Annotated in this window: 13 protein-coding genes; 5 read left to right on the plus strand and 8 right to left on the minus strand. The window is 70.4% G+C overall.

Annotated elements, in window-relative coordinates; all coding sequences use genetic code 11:
• Positions 1 to 12 precede the first annotated feature (12 nt).
• The gene (locus tag FMQ63_RS18735; RefSeq protein ID WP_225909629.1) at positions 13 to 444 is read right to left on the minus strand and encodes an energy transducer TonB; all 432 of its coding nucleotides are present in this window, start codon (positions 442 to 444) and stop codon (positions 13 to 15) included.
• A 99-nt stretch (positions 445 to 543) separates the two neighbouring features.
• Between FMQ63_RS18735 and FMQ63_RS18740 the strand changes: the two genes are divergently transcribed.
• The gene (locus FMQ63_RS18740) at positions 544 to 1419 is read left to right on the plus strand and encodes a YIP1 family protein (RefSeq protein ID WP_020478058.1); all 876 of its coding nucleotides are present in this window, start codon (positions 544 to 546) and stop codon (positions 1417 to 1419) included.
• 15 nt (positions 1420 to 1434) lie between these two features.
• Here FMQ63_RS18740 and FMQ63_RS18745 read toward each other — a convergent pair whose 3' ends face one another.
• The 3 genes from FMQ63_RS18745 to FMQ63_RS18755 form a co-directional block, all read right to left on the minus strand.
• The gene (locus FMQ63_RS18745; protein ID WP_225909628.1) at positions 1435 to 2532 is read right to left on the minus strand and encodes a hypothetical protein; all 1098 of its coding nucleotides are present in this window, start codon (positions 2530 to 2532) and stop codon (positions 1435 to 1437) included.
• A gap of 134 nt (positions 2533 to 2666) precedes the next feature.
• Positions 2667 to 3005, minus strand: coding sequence for a leucine-rich repeat domain-containing protein (locus FMQ63_RS18750; protein WP_011557086.1), 339 nt, complete (start codon positions 3003 to 3005; stop codon positions 2667 to 2669).
• Positions 3006 to 3412: 407 nt separating this feature from the next.
• Entirely contained in the window at positions 3413 to 4759 is a 1347-nt protein-coding gene (locus tag FMQ63_RS18755; RefSeq protein WP_011557085.1) for a nicotinate phosphoribosyltransferase, read from the minus strand.
• A gap of 252 nt (positions 4760 to 5011) precedes the next feature.
• Between FMQ63_RS18755 and FMQ63_RS18760 the strand changes: the two genes are divergently transcribed.
• Both FMQ63_RS18760 and FMQ63_RS18765 read left to right on the plus strand, forming a co-directional pair.
• Positions 5012 to 6028, plus strand: a complete 1017-nt coding sequence (locus FMQ63_RS18760) for a 2-hydroxyacid dehydrogenase (protein ID WP_011557084.1) — start codon at positions 5012 to 5014, stop codon at positions 6026 to 6028.
• 35 nt (positions 6029 to 6063) lie between these two features.
• Positions 6064 to 7356 (plus strand): universal stress protein, encoded by a 1293-nt coding sequence (locus FMQ63_RS18765; RefSeq protein ID WP_026114097.1) that lies wholly within the window; start codon positions 6064 to 6066, stop codon positions 7354 to 7356.
• 25 nt (positions 7357 to 7381) lie between these two features.
• Here FMQ63_RS18765 and FMQ63_RS18770 read toward each other — a convergent pair whose 3' ends face one another.
• From FMQ63_RS18770 to FMQ63_RS38020, 3 genes are read right to left on the minus strand one after another with little or no spacing between them, the layout of a single operon-like run.
• Positions 7382 to 8047 carry a metallophosphoesterase gene (locus FMQ63_RS18770; protein ID WP_011557082.1) on the minus strand — a complete coding sequence of 222 codons (666 nt, stop codon included), beginning with the start codon at positions 8045 to 8047 and terminating at the stop codon, positions 7382 to 7384.
• Positions 8048 to 8107: 60 nt separating this feature from the next.
• Entirely contained in the window at positions 8108 to 11086 is a 2979-nt protein-coding gene (locus tag FMQ63_RS18775) for a tetratricopeptide repeat protein (protein WP_011557081.1), read from the minus strand.
• 12 nt (positions 11087 to 11098) lie between these two features.
• Complete coding sequence (locus FMQ63_RS38020; RefSeq protein WP_011557080.1) at positions 11099 to 11548, minus strand: sigma-70 family RNA polymerase sigma factor; 450 nt, start codon at positions 11546 to 11548, stop codon at positions 11099 to 11101.
• Between the two features lie 656 nt (positions 11549 to 12204).
• Here FMQ63_RS38020 and alr point away from each other — a divergent pair.
• Positions 12205 to 13434, plus strand: a complete 1230-nt coding sequence (gene alr, locus FMQ63_RS18785; RefSeq protein WP_011557079.1) for an alanine racemase — start codon at positions 12205 to 12207, stop codon at positions 13432 to 13434.
• Here alr and FMQ63_RS18790 read toward each other — a convergent pair.
• Positions 13391 to 14512 carry a lysophospholipid acyltransferase family protein gene (locus tag FMQ63_RS18790; RefSeq protein WP_020478061.1) on the minus strand — a complete coding sequence of 374 codons (1122 nt, stop codon included), beginning with the start codon at positions 14510 to 14512 and terminating at the stop codon, positions 13391 to 13393. The two genes, alr and FMQ63_RS18790, sit on opposite strands and share 44 nt — an antisense overlap.
• A 17-nt stretch (positions 14513 to 14529) precedes the next feature.
• On the opposite strand from FMQ63_RS18790, the gene FMQ63_RS18795 reads away from it, so the two are divergent.
• Entirely contained in the window at positions 14530 to 17283 is a 2754-nt protein-coding gene (locus FMQ63_RS18795; RefSeq protein WP_011557077.1) for a M1 family metallopeptidase, read from the plus strand.
• The last annotated feature ends 62 nt before the right edge of the window (positions 17284 to 17345 follow it).

Below are 17345 nucleotides of genomic sequence, written 5' to 3' on the forward strand. Positions count from 1 at the left end.
GGCGGAGGCGGCTCAGTTCTCCGGCCGTCGCTTCAGCTTGCCGGACACGGTGCAGGTCGTCGCGATGGGCTTGTCCTTGTAGATGGCCGGCTTGAAGCGCCACTGCTTGATGGTTTCGCGGCTCTTCGCGTCCAGGTCCACTCCGGGCTTGAGCATCTGGCAGTCGGTGGCCGTCCCGTCGAGATGGAAGGTGCATCTGAGCTGATAGGTGGTCTCCTTGATGCGGGTGAGCTGCGAGGGGGCGAACTGGAGGTCCTCTCCCTTGATTCGCTCGGGGCGCATCGGCGGGTGGCCGCAGGGGATGGGCATGCTGCGGTCCATGTTCTTCTCGAAGGCCTCCAGGTTGCGCTGGAGTTCGGCTTCGAATACCGCCTTGTCCTGCGTCGCGGGCTCGGCGGCCAGGACGGGCGCGGACAGCAGGAGGAGGGAGACAAGCCCGGGCATGTGCATGGTCTCTCCTTTAAGCGTGAGTGGGGTGGGGCGAAAGCGTGATGCCGACACCCTGACTTCCCAGCGGGCACCCGTGCGAGGATGAGGGCACGTATGCGCATCCCGTGTCCCCGTTGTCAGGCCTTCGCCGTCCCAGGCGCGCAGAGCTGCGCGTGGTGCGGCGCGTCTCTTCTGCAGGAGGCCACGCCAGGCTCCGCGGACCCCGTGTGTGCCGTCCACCCGGAGCTGCTCAGTCTGCATGCGTGTGGCCGGTGCGGCAGCTTCGCGTGCGCGCAGTGCCTGCGGAAGGGGCCCTGGGACGAGCCCCTGTGCGCCGCGTGTCATGACCGCGTGCCCGCGGATGCCCTGCCGTGGGACCGGCGCGATGAGCTGGGGACGCTGCGGGCGTACTGGCAGACGTGTGTGGCGGTGATGCTGCGTCCCTCGGCCACCTTCGAGCGCGCGCGGCCGGAGGGTTCGGTGGGCAGCTCCCTGGGCTTCGTGGCGCTGTCCAACCTGGCCGCCTCCTTCACCACGGCGCTCTTCTACCTGGCCCTCCTCTTCGCCATCCCGCGTGAGATGATGGATGGCGACAACGTCTCCCAGAGCTGGTTCCGGCTGGCCGGAGTCGGGGTGTTCGGGGTGATGATGGTGCTGGCGCCTGTCATCGGCATGCTCGTCGCGCTCATCAACTCCGCGCTGGACCACGTCGTGTTCCGGATGGATGGCACCGGTCAGCCCTTCGTAGTCACCCTGCGCGCCAATGCCCTGTCGTTGTCGCCCTACATGATGGGGCTGATTCCCTTCTGTGGCATGTATGGCGCGCCCTTCTGGGCCCTGGGGCTGCGCATCTACGCGTACCGGAGCCTGCACCGCACGGGCTGGAGCACCGCGGCGGTGGCTGCCCTGGCGGTGCCGCTGCTCTCCTGTGGTCTGTTCTTCGCTGCCTACGCGGTGATTGCGGTCGTGGGCGCCAGCATCGGCGGGTAGTTCGCCGCGCGGGTGCTACGGCTCCGTCACCGTGCTGGCGGGCGCCGCCGCGGTGACGGTCCGCTGCTGGGGCCAGAAGCGCGTGCCGTGGACGTTCTCCAACGCGGCGATGCGCTTCTTCGTCTTCGCGTCGTAGACGCGGGCGGCCTGCTCGGCGGAGACCAGCAGCAGGCGTCCGCGCATCCGCAGCGCCACGGTCGACGTGGGCGCGAGCGCCAGTTGCTCAGGCTCCACCAGTCGGTCGTTCACCTCCCAGCGCAGCGGGAGCATGAGCGTGGGCAGCTCGCCCGTGGCTTCCCAGGAGTAGAGCGGGCCCTGGTGCGTCTCCATGGAGACCCACATGCCGTAGGCCGTGTGGCCCCGGTCCTTCACCACCGCGTCCAGCCGGGCCGCGTCTTCGTTGCCTTCCTCCAACTCCGACTCGGAGAGCCGGTCCGCATCCTGGCTGAAGGTGGAGGACGTCAGCCGGCTGGCCGTGGCCAGGGCTTCCGTGCCCAGGGCACCGTCCATCTCATACAGCGTGGCCACCGTCTCCAGGTGCTTCCACTGGCCGGCCTCGTGGCGGTACGCGTGTGCCAGGCCCGGGCTGCCTTCCGCCTCCGGGAGGAGGAAGCGCTTGCCGTCGAAGAGGAAGTACTCACTGCCGCTCTCCATCTTCCGTGGCAGGTCCTCCAACTGCGACACCAGCGCGACGACGTGGCCCGCTTCGTCGAAACCCAGCGTGTCGGTGTGGCCGAGCTCGGGCAGCAGCAGCCGGGTGCTCTGGCCGGACTCGAAGTCCACCTGCCAGGCGCGCGGAGGCAGCTCGCCGTTGCCCCGGTCCATCACCAGGCCCTGCCGGCCACGCGGCCCCCAGGCCAGCTTGAGCCGCTCGCACACCGCGTCCACGGTGGCGAGCGGCTTGCGTGTGCCCGACGACTCATGGCGAATCCAGGTACATCCCGAGGGCGACGCCGCTTCGAGGAAGGACAGGGTGTAGCCAGGCGCGGGCTCGGTGGGTGCCGGAGGCGGAGTGGCGGAGGGCTCGGGGGCGGGGTCCTCGGACTTCTTGCAGGCGCTGCCCAGAAGCAGCGTCGAGCCAAGGATGACGGCGGGGCCGAGATGGCGACTCATGTTGCGCTCCAGCGGAAAGCGGCCCTCCACCATGGCAGATGGTTGGGCCTCAGAGGAAGCCACCCCAGGAGTACCCGAAAGGCGTACCGGGGTCATCTGGACCTCGTCGCTTGCCTCCATGGTGGGTTCGCGCTTCACGTCCGGAAGCCCACGTTGCATTCGGGGAGCGCCTTGCGCAGGGCTTCGACTTCTTCGGGTGGAAGTGAGGTCTGGTAGAGGTCCAGGCTCTTGAGGCTGCTCATCCGGGACAGCCATGGCGGCAGGGTCGTCATGGGCGTGGCCTTGAGGCCCAGGGACCTCAAGCGCGTGAGCTGGCCCACCGCCTCCGGGAGCGTGCGGACGCCGGTGTTGTCCAGGTTGAGGGATTCCAGTCCCTCCAACTGCCCGAGCTCGGGAGGAAGCGTCTCCAGCTTCGGGTTCCAGGCGAGGTCGAGTTGTTTCAGCTTCGTGAGCCGGCTCAGCGCGCCGGACACCTGCGTCAGTTGTGCGTGCTTCAGTGTCAGGCGCTCCAGCTCGGAGAACTCGCCGATCAGCTCCGGGACGACGCCGAGCTTCCGCCCCAGGAGGAAGATGTCCTTCGTGTCTCGGGGGAAGGTGCCCAGGAAGGAGCGAGCTCAGGTCAGGCGCATGTTCGAAAGTCATGTGCATGGGTTCCAGGTCCGCCGGGTGCTGGCCCGCGGCGTTCTGTCCCAAGGTGTTCCGCAGACTCGCTTCCAGGTCCTGCCACGCGGTCTCAATGGGGACGGGCGGCGCCTTGTCTGGCTTCTTCGCTTTCGCCGAGGAAGCTCGTGGTGGAGCGGTCTTCTTGGTCGACATGGCGTTGCCTACCGCCTCGGAAAAATGCCGGCAAGTGACTCCGCGCCGTGCGTATCTCCGAGGCTCACGTCGCCGCGGACCACAGCTCCACTTCGTGCTCGCGAGCCCGCAGCAGCGCCTGTCCCAGCGCCACGGGATAGGGCGGCTTGGCGGGGGACAAGGCGCGAATCTCGGGCGGAAGCCTTGAGAGTTCGCTTCGCGCGAATTCGCGGATGGCCTCTAGTGTCGGTGATGCCTCGGGCAACCGCTGTCCCCCACGCATCACCGGTTGGAGCAAGGGCCTTCCGGGCGCGGTGTCCTGCCTGCACGTGAGCACGTCGCCGCGCGCCACGCCGTCCACCTCCCGCCGGTAGATTTGCTTCGCGCCCGGGAGCAGCAGCTTCCCCGATGACAGCTTCACTCGGGGTCGCCCTGCGTACGCCACCAGCTTGTAGGCCATGTCCACCGCGGGTGCGTCCGACGAAACTCCCATGGCCGTGCCCACGCCGAAGCTGTCGATGGGCGCCCCGCGCGCCACCAGTTTCGCCACTGCGTCTTCGTCCAGTCCGCCGCTCGCGTACACGCGCACCTGCTCCAGGCCGGCTTCATCGAGCATCTCCCGCGCGGCCTTTGACAACGCGAGCAAATCGCCCGAGTCCAGGCGGATGGAGCGCACCTGGAAGTCCTCGCCCAGCTCCCGCGCCAGTCGGATGACGTGCTGCACGCCGCGCAGCGTGTCGTAGGTGTCCACCAGCAGCGTGGCGTTTGGATGGACGCGCACGAAGGCGCGGAACGCCTCCAGTTCGTCGTCGTGTGACTGCACGTAGCTGTGCGCCATGGTTCCGGCGAGCGGAATCCCATACGTCTTCCCCGCCAGCACGTTGGAGGTGGAGTCCACGCCCGCTACGTACGCCGCGCGCGCCACCTTCAGCCCGGCGTCCGTGCCGTGGTAGCGCCGCAAGCCGAAGTCCATGACGTGGCGTCCGGCGGCGGCCGTCACCACGCGCGCGGCCTTCGAGGCCACGGTCGTCTGGAAGTGCACCTGGTTGAGGAGGTACGTCTCCACCAGTTGCGCCTCTGGCAGGGGCGCGCGGACCTCCAGCAGCGGCTCCTCGGCGAACACCGGCGTTCCCTCCGCGACGGCGTCCACGTCACCGCTGAATCGGAAGCGTTCGAGCCACCCGAGCAGCCGGTCCGAGAAGCGGCCTCGAGATGCCAGCCAGTCCAGCGCCTCCGTGCCGAAGCGCAGCTTCTCCAGGTACCTCAGCGCATCGTCGAGCCCCGCCGCCAGCAGGTAGTTCCGCCGGGGCGGGAGCTTGCGCGCGAAGAGGCTGAACACGGCCTCGTCCCACATTCCCTCCTCGAGATAGGCCTCCGTCATCGTCAGTTGGTAGAGGTCTGTCAGCAGCGCGGTCTCTTCCGGCCAGGTCATGTCGGGGCTCCGCTCGAAGGGGCACTGGCGCCTGAAACTCAAGCTAGGCCCTGGCCTCGACGCGCGCTCCCGCAAGTCCGCTGCCCGGCGAGCAGGCGCCCGCCGCTCGTGCAGCTTTTGCAGCACGCCCCCTGGCTGCGCATCTTTTGCGCGACTGTCGAGGTCCGACGGCCTGGGGGGCTGCATGGAGCAGGCCTTGCATTGACGCTGGTGGCACGCGGCGAGGATGACTCGCCGGGCAGGGGAGCGGGCATGCGGGTGGCTGTCTTCGACACACACCGATACGACCGGGACGCGCTGGAGGCCGCCAACGCACGTTTCGGACATGCGCTCACCTACTTCGAGCCGCGCCTGACGCTCCAGACGGCGCCACTGGCGGAGGGCTTCCCCGCCGTGTGTTCCTTCGTCAACGACAAGGTGGACGCGGCCACGCTGGAGGTGCTGCACGCGGGTGGGGTGCGGCTCGTGGCGGCGCGCTCCGCGGGCTACAACCACGTGGACCTCGAAGCGGCGCGGCGGCTGGACATGCGTGTCACGCGCGTGCCGGAGTACTCACCCCATGCGGTGGCCGAGCACGCGGTGGCGTTGGTGCTGTCCCTCAACCGTCACATCCCGCGTGCCTTCTCTCGCGTGCGTGATTGGAACTTCTCGCTCGACGGGCTGGTGGGGTTCGACCTCGCCGGCAAGACGGTGGGCGTGGTGGGCACGGGCCGCATCGGCCGCGTGGCGGCGCGCATCTTCAAGGGCTTCGGTTGCAATGTGCTCTGCTGCGACGTGGCGCCGGACGCGGCCTTCGAGCGCGAGCTGGGCGTGCGCTATGCCCCGCTCGACACGCTCTTCGCCGAGTCGGACATCCTCTCGCTGCATGTCCCGCTGACGCCGGGAACGCGGCACCTGGTGGACGCGGCGGCGCTGGCGCGGATGAAGCGGGGCGTGGTGCTCGTCAACACCGGCCGAGGCGCGCTCATCGACAGCAAGGCGCTGGTCGCCGCGCTCAAGTCCGGCCACATCGGCGGCGCCGGACTGGATGTGTATGAAGAAGAGGAGGGCGTCTTCTTCCAGGACCTCTCCGGGCAGGTGCTCCAGGATGACGTGCTGGCGCGGCTGCTCACCTTTCCGAACGTGCTCGTCACGTCGCATCAGGCCTTCCTCACCCATGAGGCGCTCGCCAACATCGCCGAGACGACTCTGGCGAGCCTTCAGGCCTTTGAGCGTGGCGAGCCCCTGGTGAACGAGGTGCGCGCCGAGCAGGTGCTCCGCGCGCGTTGATTTCCACTCCACGCCCATTCGAACCTGGAGCTGCCATGTCCATTGTCTGTGCCACCAACTTCTCCGACGCCGCGCGGCGGGCCTCCACGCTGGCCGCGGAGCTGGCTCGCAAGGCCGGTACGTCCTTGTGGCTGGTTCATGTCCTCAACCCCGACTCCGTGCGCGCCTTCGGCAAAGCCCTGTTGGGGTCCGCCGAGGCGGTGCTGAGCGACGAGACGAAGCGCCTGGAACAGCTGGGGGTGAAGGTGGAGCCCGTGCTCCTCACCGGCGAGCCGGCGGTGATGCTGGAGGGGTTCTGCCGGGAGCAGGGGGCCTCGCTGGTGGTGGCCTCGCGAGCCGCGGACGAATCGCCCTTCGGGGGCGAAGGTGGCACGGTGGACCGGATGGCGCAGTCGCTGACGGTGCCCCTGCTCGTCATGCGTGACCCCGCACCGCTGGAGGCGTGGGTCCGGGGCGAGCGGTCCCTGAAGGTGTTCCTCGGCGTGGACCGCTCCCTGCCCTTCGAGGCGGCGCGCGACTGGGTGCTGACGTTGAGCAAGGGTGGCCGGGTGGACGTGGTGGGCGGACGTGTCTACTGGCCCGAGGAGGAAGCCCGCCGCCTGGGGCTGCGGCAGGCCTTGGCCTTCGGTGATGCCCTGCCCGAGCTGCAGCACGTGCTGGAGCGGGAGTGCGCGGAGTTGCTGGCCCCGCTGGCCCAGGGCGGAACGCCCGTGCGCGCTCGCGTGGAGATGGGCGTGGGGCGCATCGCCGACCACCTGGTGGACCTGGCCGAGCAGGAGCACGCGGACCTGCTGGTGGTGGGCACGCACCACCGCCGCGCGCTGGGGCGGCTGTGGAGCGTGTCGCGTCATGCGCTGCGGCTGGCGCGGATGTCCGTGGTGTGCGTGCCCGCGCAGGCGATGGCGGTGGGCACGGACACGCCGTTGCCGGAGTACCGCGAGGTGATGGTGGCCACGGACTTCTCGGAGACGGGCAACCGCGCGGTGGCACATGCCTTCGCGTTGACGGCTCCGGGCGGCACGGTGCACCTGGTGCACGCCACGGAATCGAAGCCGTCACTCGAGGAGGAGGCCCAGATGCGCGAGCAACTCTCGGCGCTCGTCCCCAAGAGCGCGAACGACCGGAGCGTGCGGCTGAACATCATCCCCGGCAGCAAGGACGTGGTGGCCACGCTGGCGCAGACGGCCGAGCGGCTCGGTGTGAGCGCCATCGTCATGGGCACACATGGGCGGTCGGGCTGGAAGCGCGCCGTGTTGGGCTCGGTGACGCAGTCCCTGCTGCTGCGCACGGACCGGCCCGTGCTGGTGGTGCGGCCCCCGGCGACGTGATGACGCGCGTGGACGCTTCCTTCGATCAGGAAGCGTCCACATCCACGTAGGCGCGCTTCGCCAGGACGGACACGATGCGGCCCTCCGGCATCACGTAGGCGGAGAGCTTGCCGCCGTACACGCAGCCGGAGTCGAGCCCCACCGCATGCGGGTGCCGCTGGATGCCCCGCATGGCGTCATGGCCGAAGATGACCAGCTCCGGCCCCTGCCACAGGCTGGCCCAGGGCGCGCCCGCGTCCACGCGCTTCGACGGCGTCCCATCCGGCAGGATGCTGCGCAGGTTGAGCAGCTCGTCTTCCTTCTGCGCCTCCAGCGGCACGCCTGGCACCAGCCCGCCGTGCACGGCGACCACGTTCAGCTCGGGGAAGAAGCGGTACAGCGGCTGGGACTCCAGCCACGCCCAGTCCTCGGGCGTCAGGGTATCCAGCACCTGCTGGTGCTCAGGCTTCAGCTTCTTGCCGCGCGGCCCCCGGCCGGCGTGCCAGCGCAGCACGTGGGCGTCATGGTTGCCTCGCACCGCCAGGAAGCCCTGCTCACGCGCACGGCGCACCACACCGGCGGAGTCCGGGCCCTTCGCCACCAGGTCCCCCACCAGCACCACGCGGTCGTCCGGCTGCCAGGCGCACTGCGTCAGAAGCGCGTCCAGTTCCTCCGCGCACCCGTGCACGTCTCCAATGAAGAGCGTTCGCATCCGCCCTCCCTTTAATGCGCTTTGCATCTATCCGGAAACCCTCTGTCGGATGTCAGGCATTCAGGGGGCTCGCGCGGCGGGAATGTGTGTGGGCCTGGGCAGGCGTGCCCGCCAGGCATCCACTTCCTCCAGCGCCTCCTGTCCTGACGTCCCCAGCGTCACCAATGACTCACGGGCTTCCTCCGCCAACTGAAGCGCGCGAGGCCGGTCGCGCTTCGCGTTCCAGAGCGCTTGCGCCAGGAAGAATCGCGCGCGTGCCTGCTCGCTGGGTGCCTGCGGCGACCGGGCTCCGCTGGCCACCACCCGCTCCAGGAGTTCGGCGGCCTGAAGAGGCCGGTCCAGCGCGAGCAGTGCGCGGCCCAGGTCCATCAGCGTCCCCGTCCGGTAGCCGTAGGCATCATCCTCGCGCGCATCGAGGATGGCGCGGGCGCGCTCGAGGTAGGGCAGGGCTTCGGTGTAGCGCTGGTCCATCATCAAGAGTTTTCCCGTGGCCCTCAGCGTCTGGGCCACGTAGGGATGTTGGGCGCCCAGCCGCTGCTCCAACGGCGCGAGCATGGTGTGGAAGCGGGTCAGGGCCTCTTCGGAGCGGCCGACGCGCGCCATCAGCGTGGCCAGGTTGCCCAGGGTGATGAGCGCTCCCGCGCCGTCCGCGCCTTCGACCTTGAGCGCGATGTCCAGCGCGCGCTCCTGGAGCCGCAGCGCCTCATCGGAGCGGTTCATCCGCTGGAGGGCCGCGGCCAGGGGATTGATGGCGGAGGCGACGTCCGGGTGCTCGGGGCCGAGCGCGCGCTCGAAGACCTCCAGCGCGCCGCGGGCCAGGGCTTCCACCTGTTCGACGTCAGACCTGCGCCAGTGCGCATAGGCCAGCTCCAACTGGGCACGTGCCACGTCCGGATGGCTGGGCCCCAGGGCCGCGCGGCGCGTGCTCAGCGCCTGTTCGAAGAGCCGCATCGCCTCGTCGGCGCGCAGCTGCGCCATGCGCGTGGCGCCCAGCTCGAGCCGGACGTCGGTGACCTCCAGGCTGTCGGGCCCATAGGTGGCTTCCAAGCGCGAGAGGGCGGACTCCTGCTGCTCGGCAGCCTCCGTGTAGCGCCCCTGCGCGAAGAGGAGCGCGCCGACCCGGGCCTGGAGCTGCGCGCGCAGCACGCCGTCACCGCCCAGTCGTTCAATGGCGGCCTCCGCGCGCTCACGCCACCGGTGTCCCAGGGCGTGCTGGTCCAGCACATAGCCGGAGGCATGCACCAGCCGCGTCCAGGCGCGCGCGGCCGCCACGTCGTTGCGCCCGGCCTCCGCGTTCCACACGGCGTCGAAGTAGGTGGTCTCCGCGTCGCGCGGCTGGCCTGTCTCCTCCCGCAGTTGTCCCATCAGCAGCAGGGCGTCCGCGCCGCCGTGGCGGTCATCCGCGTCCTTCGCCGCCTTCACCACGGGCTCCAGCAGCGCCACCGCCTCCGTGTACTTGCCCGCGGCCTTCAGGGCTCGCACCCGCACCAGCGTCCGTGCCCGTTCAAGAGAGGCGCCGTCCGTGGGTTGGGGCTCACGCGCCGCCAGTGCCGCCAGGTCCGAGCACTTGCCCAGCGGCGGCAGGGCCTCCGCGGCGCGCGCGGCCAGCTCCACGGTGCCCGCGTCCGCCCGGGTGAAGAGCTGCGTGAGGGCGGCCACTTCCGCCAGCCGCCCATCCAGGCAGTGCATGCGCCGCGCGAGCACCTGCTCGGATTGCTCACCCCGTACGCGCGTGGCCTCGCAAGCGGAGGTTCGCATCGACGCCCACTCCGCGGTGTACGCATCCAGCGAGCGCCGCACGCGGAGCCATGCGGCGGGCGCGAAGGGCTTGCCCGTCGCGAGGAAGGCGGACTCGATGGTCTGCTGCGCTTCCGGCCCCCACACCGAGGACATGGCCTCGTCGGCGCGCTGGCATGCCCGTGCCCGGCTGGCGTGCACCGCGTGGGTGAGGCCCACCGCCATCAGCAGCAGCGCCGTGCCGCCCACCGCGGGCAGCCAGCGCTTCCAGCGCGAGGCCGGGTCGTGCTGAAGCGCCACCAGCAGGGCATTCAGGTCCGTGTACCGGTCCATGGCGCTGGCGGACAGCCCCCGCAGCAGCACGCGCCGCAGCCACGGCGGGACGTGCGTGCCCCGGGGCGCGGGCCGCACCTTGCCGGCGCGGACCTCGGTCAGCAGTTCGTGTGGGGTGGTGGCGGCGAAGGGGCGCTCGCCGTAGAGGGCTTCGAAGAGCGTGACGCAGAAGGCGAACTGGTCGCTTCGGGCATCCGCGGGCGCGTGGGCCTCCATCTGTTCGGGAGCCATGTACGCGGGCGTGCCTCCCGCCAGGGGTGACACGTCGTCCAATGGATTGGCGTTGCGCGCGAGCCCGAAGTCGGTGACGCGCACGCGGCCATCCTGGCCCACCAGCAGGTTCTCCGGCTTGAAGTCCCCGTGGACCACGCCCGCCGCGTGCGCCGCCGCGAGTCCCCGGCCCGCGTCCAGGAACAGCGCCAGCACCTGTCGCCACGTCCGAGGCGCGTCCTTCAGCCAGGGGCGCAGCGTCCGCGCGTCCACCAGCTCCATGGTGAGGAACACCTGCGGCCCGAAGGTGCCCACGTCGTAGACGGGCACCACGTGCGGATGGGAGACGCGTGCCATGGCCTGCGCTTCGTGCAGCAGGTGCGCGCGGCCCTGCTCCGCCTCCAGGCCCAGGGCCGCGACGCGCAGCAGCTTGAGTGCCACGCGCCGGTCCAGCTCCGGGTCGTAGGCGCTGTAGACGACGCCCATGCCTCCGGAGGCCAGCCGCTCCAACACCAGGTAGCGGCCCACCGCGGTGCCTCGCTCCAACGAGGGACCTTTTCCCGAGGGCGGCCGGGAGTTCGTCAGCGGGGTGGTGGCCCCGGGCGGGTCGTCGTCGGGGGCTTGTGCCCGCAGGGCCTCGGCCACCATGCGGCGGCAGGCGGAGCAGGTGTCCAGGTGCGCATCCACCTCCGTCGCGCGCGCGGGAGGCAGGTCCCCCATCAGCAGCGCCACGAACGTGTTTTCATCCAGGCAGGCCATGGGACGCGCGCGTCAGTCGTTCATCCGCGAGCGCAGCAGGCGGCTGAGGCTCACGTCGAGCTGACTGGAGATGAGGCGCAGTACGCTGTCGAGCTGGGAGGACGTGAGGCGCAGGCGCTCGGTGAGCCGTTGCCGCGTCTGCTGGAGCAGGGTCTCCTGCGCGCCCAGCACCCAGCGCGCCGTGGTGGAGCGGTGCACGCCGTACAGCGCTGCGAGCTGGTCGATGCTCAGGCCGTCCAGGTACTTGAGGCGCAGCACGTTGCGCTGGCGCGGCTCCAGCGCGAGGAGCGCGGTGGAGAAGCAGTCGCTGAACTCGGCGCGGTACGTGCGTTTGAGGTAGGCCAGCTCGGGGTCGTCCTCGGGAGACACCAGCATCGACAGGTCGCCGTCGTCCGTGGATTCCGCCGGTCCGCCGCGCTGCCGCTGCCAGTCCAGGGCGAGCCACAGCGCCGCCGCGCGCACCCAGCCACTCAGCGGGCCTCGTGCCCGGATAGGCCGCCAGCCGGGCCGGTGTCTCCGCGCTGCCCACGAGCATGCGCTGACGCAAGAGTTGGCGTACCTCGTCCAGGCCGGAGGGCGGCAGCTTCAGCCGGACCACCGCGAGATTCACCTCCGGGAGGTAGCGCGCCTCGAACGCGGAGAGCGCCGTGGGCAGCCCGTCCGCCGCCGCGCGAGCGAGGTAGACGTCCGGCAGGCTCAGGGTCTCCACCGCCACCGCCGTGTCGTCACCGGGGAGCAGCCGGGCGAGGTGACTGACGAAGCGGCGGCCTTCCAGGTCCACCCCGGGCCAGGGCGCGCGCGCCATGTCCAGGGCCCGGGCCAGCCGTGCTTGGAGTGGGGCCAGCGACTCCGGCGAAGACGCCTCCGCGCCACCGCGTGCCGCGACGAAGGCCTGGGCCAGGGATAAGTCCATGGGGGACACGCGCGAGTCGATGGCACCGCCTCCGGAAAACCGCTCCGGGCGGTTCAACCGTCGGGGGCGACAATGCTTCCCCAGCGGCCCTTCCAGCAAGGAGGCGACATGGACCCGGGGCGTTGCCACCGCTGTCCGCCTGCTCCGCGCGCGGGCGGGTGTGGCGTATGGGCCGCGCCTGGCGCATGGCCCGCGCATTGCTGGTATGGCTGCGAGCGTGGTGGAGGTGAACGTGGAGTCAATCGGCAGTGGCCCAGGAGACGCAGTCCATTCCTCGTGGCTGGAGTTGAGTGCGTCCGCCCTGCGGCACAACGTCGCGGTGTTCCGGGCCCTGGAGGGGCAGGGGGCGCCGCGAGCACTGGGGGTGGTGCTCAAGGGCAACGCGTATGGGCACGGGCTCGCGCAGGTGTTGCCCGTGGTCCACGGCGAGGTGGACCTCCTCTATGTCATTGCCCCGCAGGACGCGCTGAAGGTGCGGGAGTACGAGCGGGCACAGGGACTGGGGCCAAGGCAGGTGCTCGTCCTGGGCGCGGTGGCGCCGGATGAGGCGGTGGTGTTGGCGCGCGAGGGCGTGGACGCGGTGGTGGCGGACCGTGGCTGGGCGGACGCGGCGGCGGTGTTGCGCGCGGCGAAGCTGGAGCGTCCCCTGCGGGTCCACGTCCACCTCGACACCGGTCTGGGGCGCGAGGGCTTCACGCTGGAGGGGCTGCCCACGGAGTCTCGTTTCCTCTCGGAGTCCCGCGACGTGCTGGAGGTGGTGGGCGTGCTCAGCCACTTCGCCAACACGGAGGATGTGACGGAGCAGGGCTACGCGTTGGCGCAGGTGGACGCCTTCGAGAAGGGGCTGGCGTTCCTCTCCGAGCAACTGGCGCCGGCCCGGCCGCTGCAAAGGCACATCGCCGCGAGCGCCGCGACGCTGGTGTTGCCCCGCGCCCGCTATGAGGCGCTGCGCGTGGGGATTTCGCTCTATGGGCTGTGGCCGTCGCCGGAGACGCGGCTGTCGGCGCGGCTGGTGCTGGGTGAGGTTCCGGTGCTCAAGCCGGTGCTGTCGTGGCGGTGCCGCAGCCAGGTGGTGAAGTGGCTGTCCGCGGGCAGCTACGTGGGCTACGGCTGCACGTACCGGTGTCCGGAGCCCACGCGTATCGCGGTGCTGCCGGTGGGGTACTACGACGGCTACCCGCGCCTCGTGTCGGGCAAGGCGCACGTGTTGGTGAATGGCCGCCGGTGTCCGGTGCTGGGGCGGGTGATGATGAATCACCTCATCGTGGACGTGACACGCGCCACATCCGACGAGCGTCCCGTGACGGCCACCCTGATGGGCCGCGATGGCGAGGAGTCCGTGCCCGCCGAGTCACTGGCCGGCTGGGCCCAGACGATTCACTACGAACTCGTCACCCGGCTGGGGGCGCACCTGAAGCGGACGGTGGTGGCGTAGTCCCGGCGGGCAGGGCGGCCTCCGGTGGCGGCTGCACCTTCCAGCGGCGGTGCAGCCACATCCACTGGTCCGGGTACTTGCGGATGCAGCGCTCCAGCGCGGCCGTCACGCGCGCGGTGTGCTCCGTAATCGGGTCGGCGCACTCACCCGGCGCGGGCGGGAGGATGGGGCCTTCCACTTCCATGCGGAAGCGGGCACCGCCTCGGCCGTTGCGTACGCCCATCACCACGAACACCGGGGCGTCCGTGCGCGCCGCCGCCACCGCCATGGCCGGCGTGGTGGAGGCCAGCTTGCCGAAGAAGGGCACGAAGGCCGCCCCCTTCGCCGGCAGCGCCTGGTCCAGCAGCATGAAGGGGGACTCGCCGCGATTCACCGCGTCGATGATTTCCTGGATGGCGCCTCGCGGATAGATGAGGCCGGCGCCGATTCTCACGCGGTTCTCCGCGATGCGCGTGTTGAGCGCGCCCTTCAGCGGACGCACCAGTGCATCGAGCGGGACGCCATGGCGGATGAGCATCTCCCCCAGCAACTCCCAGTTGCCGAAGTGCGCCGTCACCAGCAGCGCGCCCTTGCCCGTGGCCACGCGCGCCTTCAGCGCCTGCCAGGCCGCATCGCCTTCCACGCCCTGCTCGGCCCAGTCCAGCGGCAGCCGGTCGCCGGAGGGCAGCGACTCCAGCACCACGCGCGACATGTTGATGTAGGCGCCGCGCGCAATCTCCCGGCGCTCCGCGTCACTTTTCTCCGGCATCGCCATGGCCAGGTTTTCCAACGCCACGCGACGACGGATACCCAGCCTGTATGCGAGGTTGCCCACGAAGCGAGCGAGCGCGTCACGCGACTCTGGAGACAGCCACGTCAAGAACGCCCAGACAAAGCGCGTGAGGAATCCCACCACCCGTCCAGGTGGTGTGCCGACGATGCGGCGCAGGTGCTCGGACGGGAGCTTCTGCGTCACGGCGGGTGAGTCAGGGGGCGGGGATGCAGGCGCAATCTGGGACACGTGACGCACTCCACCTCGAAGTGGAGATGACGGCAAGGCCACACCTGCTTGTTGCGCGCTACCTTGCTTGCCCGGCATGGGACACACTGCGCGCCATGCCCAACCTGCTCCGTCCAGCGGCACTGGCCGCTGTCGCCCTCCTCAGTGCGTGCGGTGCCCGGCAGAACCCTCCCGCCACCGCTGAACCCCCTTTGGCCCAGGCGTCACGACAGGCCGTCTCCGCCACGCCGCCGTCACCGAAGCTGCGCCTGCCCACGGAGGTGCGCCCCACCGGCTACAAGGTGGCGCTCACGCTGGACCCGAAGGTGTCCTCGTTCAAGGGCGCGATGGACATCACGCTCGACGTGACGAAGCCCACGTCCGTGGTGTGGCTGCACGCCAAGAGCCTCAACGTGACGGGGGCCGTGTTCATCCAGAACGGTTCGGCCTTCATCGGGACGCCCGTGAAGGGCGAGGAGGACTTCCTCGGCTTCTCTGTGGCGAAGCCGCTGGCCGCCGGCCGGGCGAGGCTGGTCATCAACTATGAAGGCGTCGCGTCGGAGAAGGAGACGGACGGCGCCTTCCGCGTCAATGAAGGCGGGGACTGGTACATCTACACCCAGTTCGAGCCGGTGGACGCGCGCCGTGTGTTCCCCTCCTTCGATGAACCCGGCTTCAAGGTGCCGTGGCAGCTCACCTTCCACGTGCCCGCGGGCGTCGTGGCCGTCACCAACACGCCGCAGGAGTCGGAGGAGGTGCGCCCGGACGGTGGCCGCACCTACCGCTTCGCGCGCACGCAGCCGCTGCCCAGCTATCTCATCGCCTTCGGCGTGGGGCCCTTCGACTTCCTCCCCGCCGCGGACGCGGGCCAGAAGAAGGTGAAGACGCGCATCATCACCCCGCGCGGCCGCACGGCGGAGGGCGCCTACGCCGCGCAGGTGACGCCGGAAATCCTCGCCGCGCTGGAGGACTACTTCGGCATCCCGTACCCGTACGAGAAGCTGGACGTGCTGGCGGTGCCGCTGCTGCGCGGCGCCATGGAGCACCCGGGCCTGGTGACGTTCAACTCGCGCCTCATCCTCGCGAAGCCGGAGGAAGACTCGCTGGGCCGCCAGCGTGCCTTCTCCGACACGCAGGTGCACGAGCTGGCGCACCAGTGGTTCGGCAACCTGGTCACCATGCAGTGGTGGGATGACCTGTGGCTCAACGAGGCCTTCGCCTCGTGGATGACCCCGCGCATCGTCGAATCGTGGCGTCCCGCCTGGGACGCGCCCGTCGAGCGCGTGCACGACCGCGCCCGGGCCCTGGACGCGGACAGTCTCCTGTCGGCGCGCCGCATCCGCCAGCCCATCGAGAGCGCCAACGACATCCACAACGCCTTTGACGGCATCACCTATGGCAAGGGCTCCGCGGTGCTCAGCATGACGGAGGAGTGGCTGGGCCGGGATGTCTTCCAGCGCGGCATCCAGCGCTACTTCCGCAAGCACGCGGGCGGCAACGCCACCGCGAACGACTTCCTGGACGCCGTGTCCGCTGAGTCCGGCAAGGACGTGACGGGCATGTTGGGGAGCTTCCTGGACCAGAGCGGGGCGCCGCTCGTCACCGCGTCGCTGGCATGCGGCGCGGACGGCGCGAAGGTGGTGCTCACGCAGCAGCGTTACCTGCGGCTGGGGGCCGCGTCGCCGGGTCCGCAGACGTGGAAGGTGCCGGTGTGCGTGGAGTACGCGGCGGGCGGCAAGGAGGCCCGGACCTGCACGCTGCTGGAGGGCGAGCGCGCCGAGGTGGCCCTGAGCGAGGCGAAGACGTGCCCGGACTGGGTGTTCCCCAACGCGGAGGGCGCGGGCTACTTCCGGGTCCAGCTCGATGGGGACGCAGCGGCGAAGCTGGCGAAGTCCGGGATGAAGCGGCTGTCGCGCACCGAGCGGGTGACGTTCCTGACGGACGTGCGCGCGCTGGCCCTGGCTGGGACGATTCCCGCCGCCGAGGCCCTGGCCCTGACGAGCCGCCTGGCGAATGAGCCGGACCGCGTCGTCACCCTGGCCTCGCTGGACCTGCTGGAGCTGGTCAGCTCGCGGCTGCTTCCGGACGAGAAGCTGAAGGACCGGGCTCGCTTCCTGCGTGAGACCTATGGCCCCCGGGCGCGGCAGCTCGGCTTCGCCCCGCGCAAGGGCGAGAGCGAGGACACGCGCCTGCTCCGGCCCCGGCTGGTGCGGCTGGCGGGACGGGACGGCAGGGATCCGAAGCTGCTCGCGGAAGCGCGTGCCCTCGCGAACAAGTGGCTGAAGGACAATCGCGCGGTGGCGCCGGAGATGGTGGACGTGGTGCTCGCCCTCGCCGCCACCGAGAACGACGCGGCCTTCCGGGAGCAGCTCGTCGTGGCGGTGCGCTCGGAGAAGGAGCGGCGCACGCGCCAGCACCTCATCGGCGCGCTGAGCAGCTTCACGGACCCGGTGCTGGTGAAGCAGAACCTGGCCCTGGTGTTCGAGAAGGGCTTGGACCCGCGTGAGACGATGTGGATGGCGTTCGCGGCCTCGCAGGGACTGCGCACCCAGGACGTGGCCTTCGACTTCGTGAAGGAGAACTACGACCGCCTGGTGGGGGACTCGCCCGAGGCGCTGCTGTCACTCGATGCCGCGGGGCGCATGGCCTACATCGGCAGCAACTTCTGCGATGCGGGCAAGCGTCAGCAGGTGGAGGAGTTCTTCTCCGAGCGCACCGCGAAGGCGCCGGGGGGGCCCCGGGTACTGGCGCAGGTGCTGGAGATCGTGGACCAGTGCATCGCGCTGAAGAAGACGCAGGCGGCCAGCGTCGAGTCCTTCCTTGCGAAGGGCACCCCGTCGCGTCCGCCGCAGGCACCCGCGTCGCGGTAGTCGCGCGGACGGCCGGGCCCGGCATCCCTCATGAGATGTCCGGGCCCGGATGTTCCGCCAGG

The sequence above is a fragment of the Myxococcus sp. CA005 genome, from assembly GCF_006518205.1.
In the GTDB taxonomy this organism is placed as follows: Bacteria; Myxococcota; Myxococcia; order Myxococcales; family Myxococcaceae; genus Myxococcus; species Myxococcus xanthus.

Bases quoted from the DNA above. Each gene is read 5' to 3' on its own strand.
- FMQ63_RS18740 (WP_020478058.1), top strand. From the start codon at position 544: ATGCGCATCCCGTGTCCCCGTTGTCAGGCCTTCGCCGTCCCAGGCGCG.
- FMQ63_RS18775 (WP_011557081.1), bottom strand. From the start codon at position 11,086: ATGGCCTGCCTGGATGAAAACACGTTCGTGGCGCTGCTGATGGGGGAC.
- FMQ63_RS18745 (WP_225909628.1), bottom strand. From the start codon at position 2,532: ATGAGTCGCCATCTCGGCCCCGCCGTCATCCTTGGCTCGACGCTGCTT.
- FMQ63_RS18765 (WP_026114097.1), top strand. From the start codon at position 6,064: ATGTCCATTGTCTGTGCCACCAACTTCTCCGACGCCGCGCGGCGGGCC.
- FMQ63_RS18795 (WP_011557077.1), top strand. From the start codon at position 14,530: ATGCCCAACCTGCTCCGTCCAGCGGCACTGGCCGCTGTCGCCCTCCTC.
- alr (WP_011557079.1), top strand. From the start codon at position 12,205: ATGGCTGCGAGCGTGGTGGAGGTGAACGTGGAGTCAATCGGCAGTGGC.
- FMQ63_RS18755 (WP_011557085.1), bottom strand. From the start codon at position 4,759: ATGACCTGGCCGGAAGAGACCGCGCTGCTGACAGACCTCTACCAACTG.
- FMQ63_RS18770 (WP_011557082.1), bottom strand. From the start codon at position 8,047: ATGCGAACGCTCTTCATTGGAGACGTGCACGGGTGCGCGGAGGAACTG.
- FMQ63_RS18790 (WP_020478061.1), bottom strand. From the start codon at position 14,512: ATGCCGGGCAAGCAAGGTAGCGCGCAACAAGCAGGTGTGGCCTTGCCG.
- FMQ63_RS18735 (WP_225909629.1), bottom strand. From the start codon at position 444: ATGCCCGGGCTTGTCTCCCTCCTCCTGCTGTCCGCGCCCGTCCTGGCC.
- FMQ63_RS18760 (WP_011557084.1), top strand. From the start codon at position 5,012: ATGCGGGTGGCTGTCTTCGACACACACCGATACGACCGGGACGCGCTG.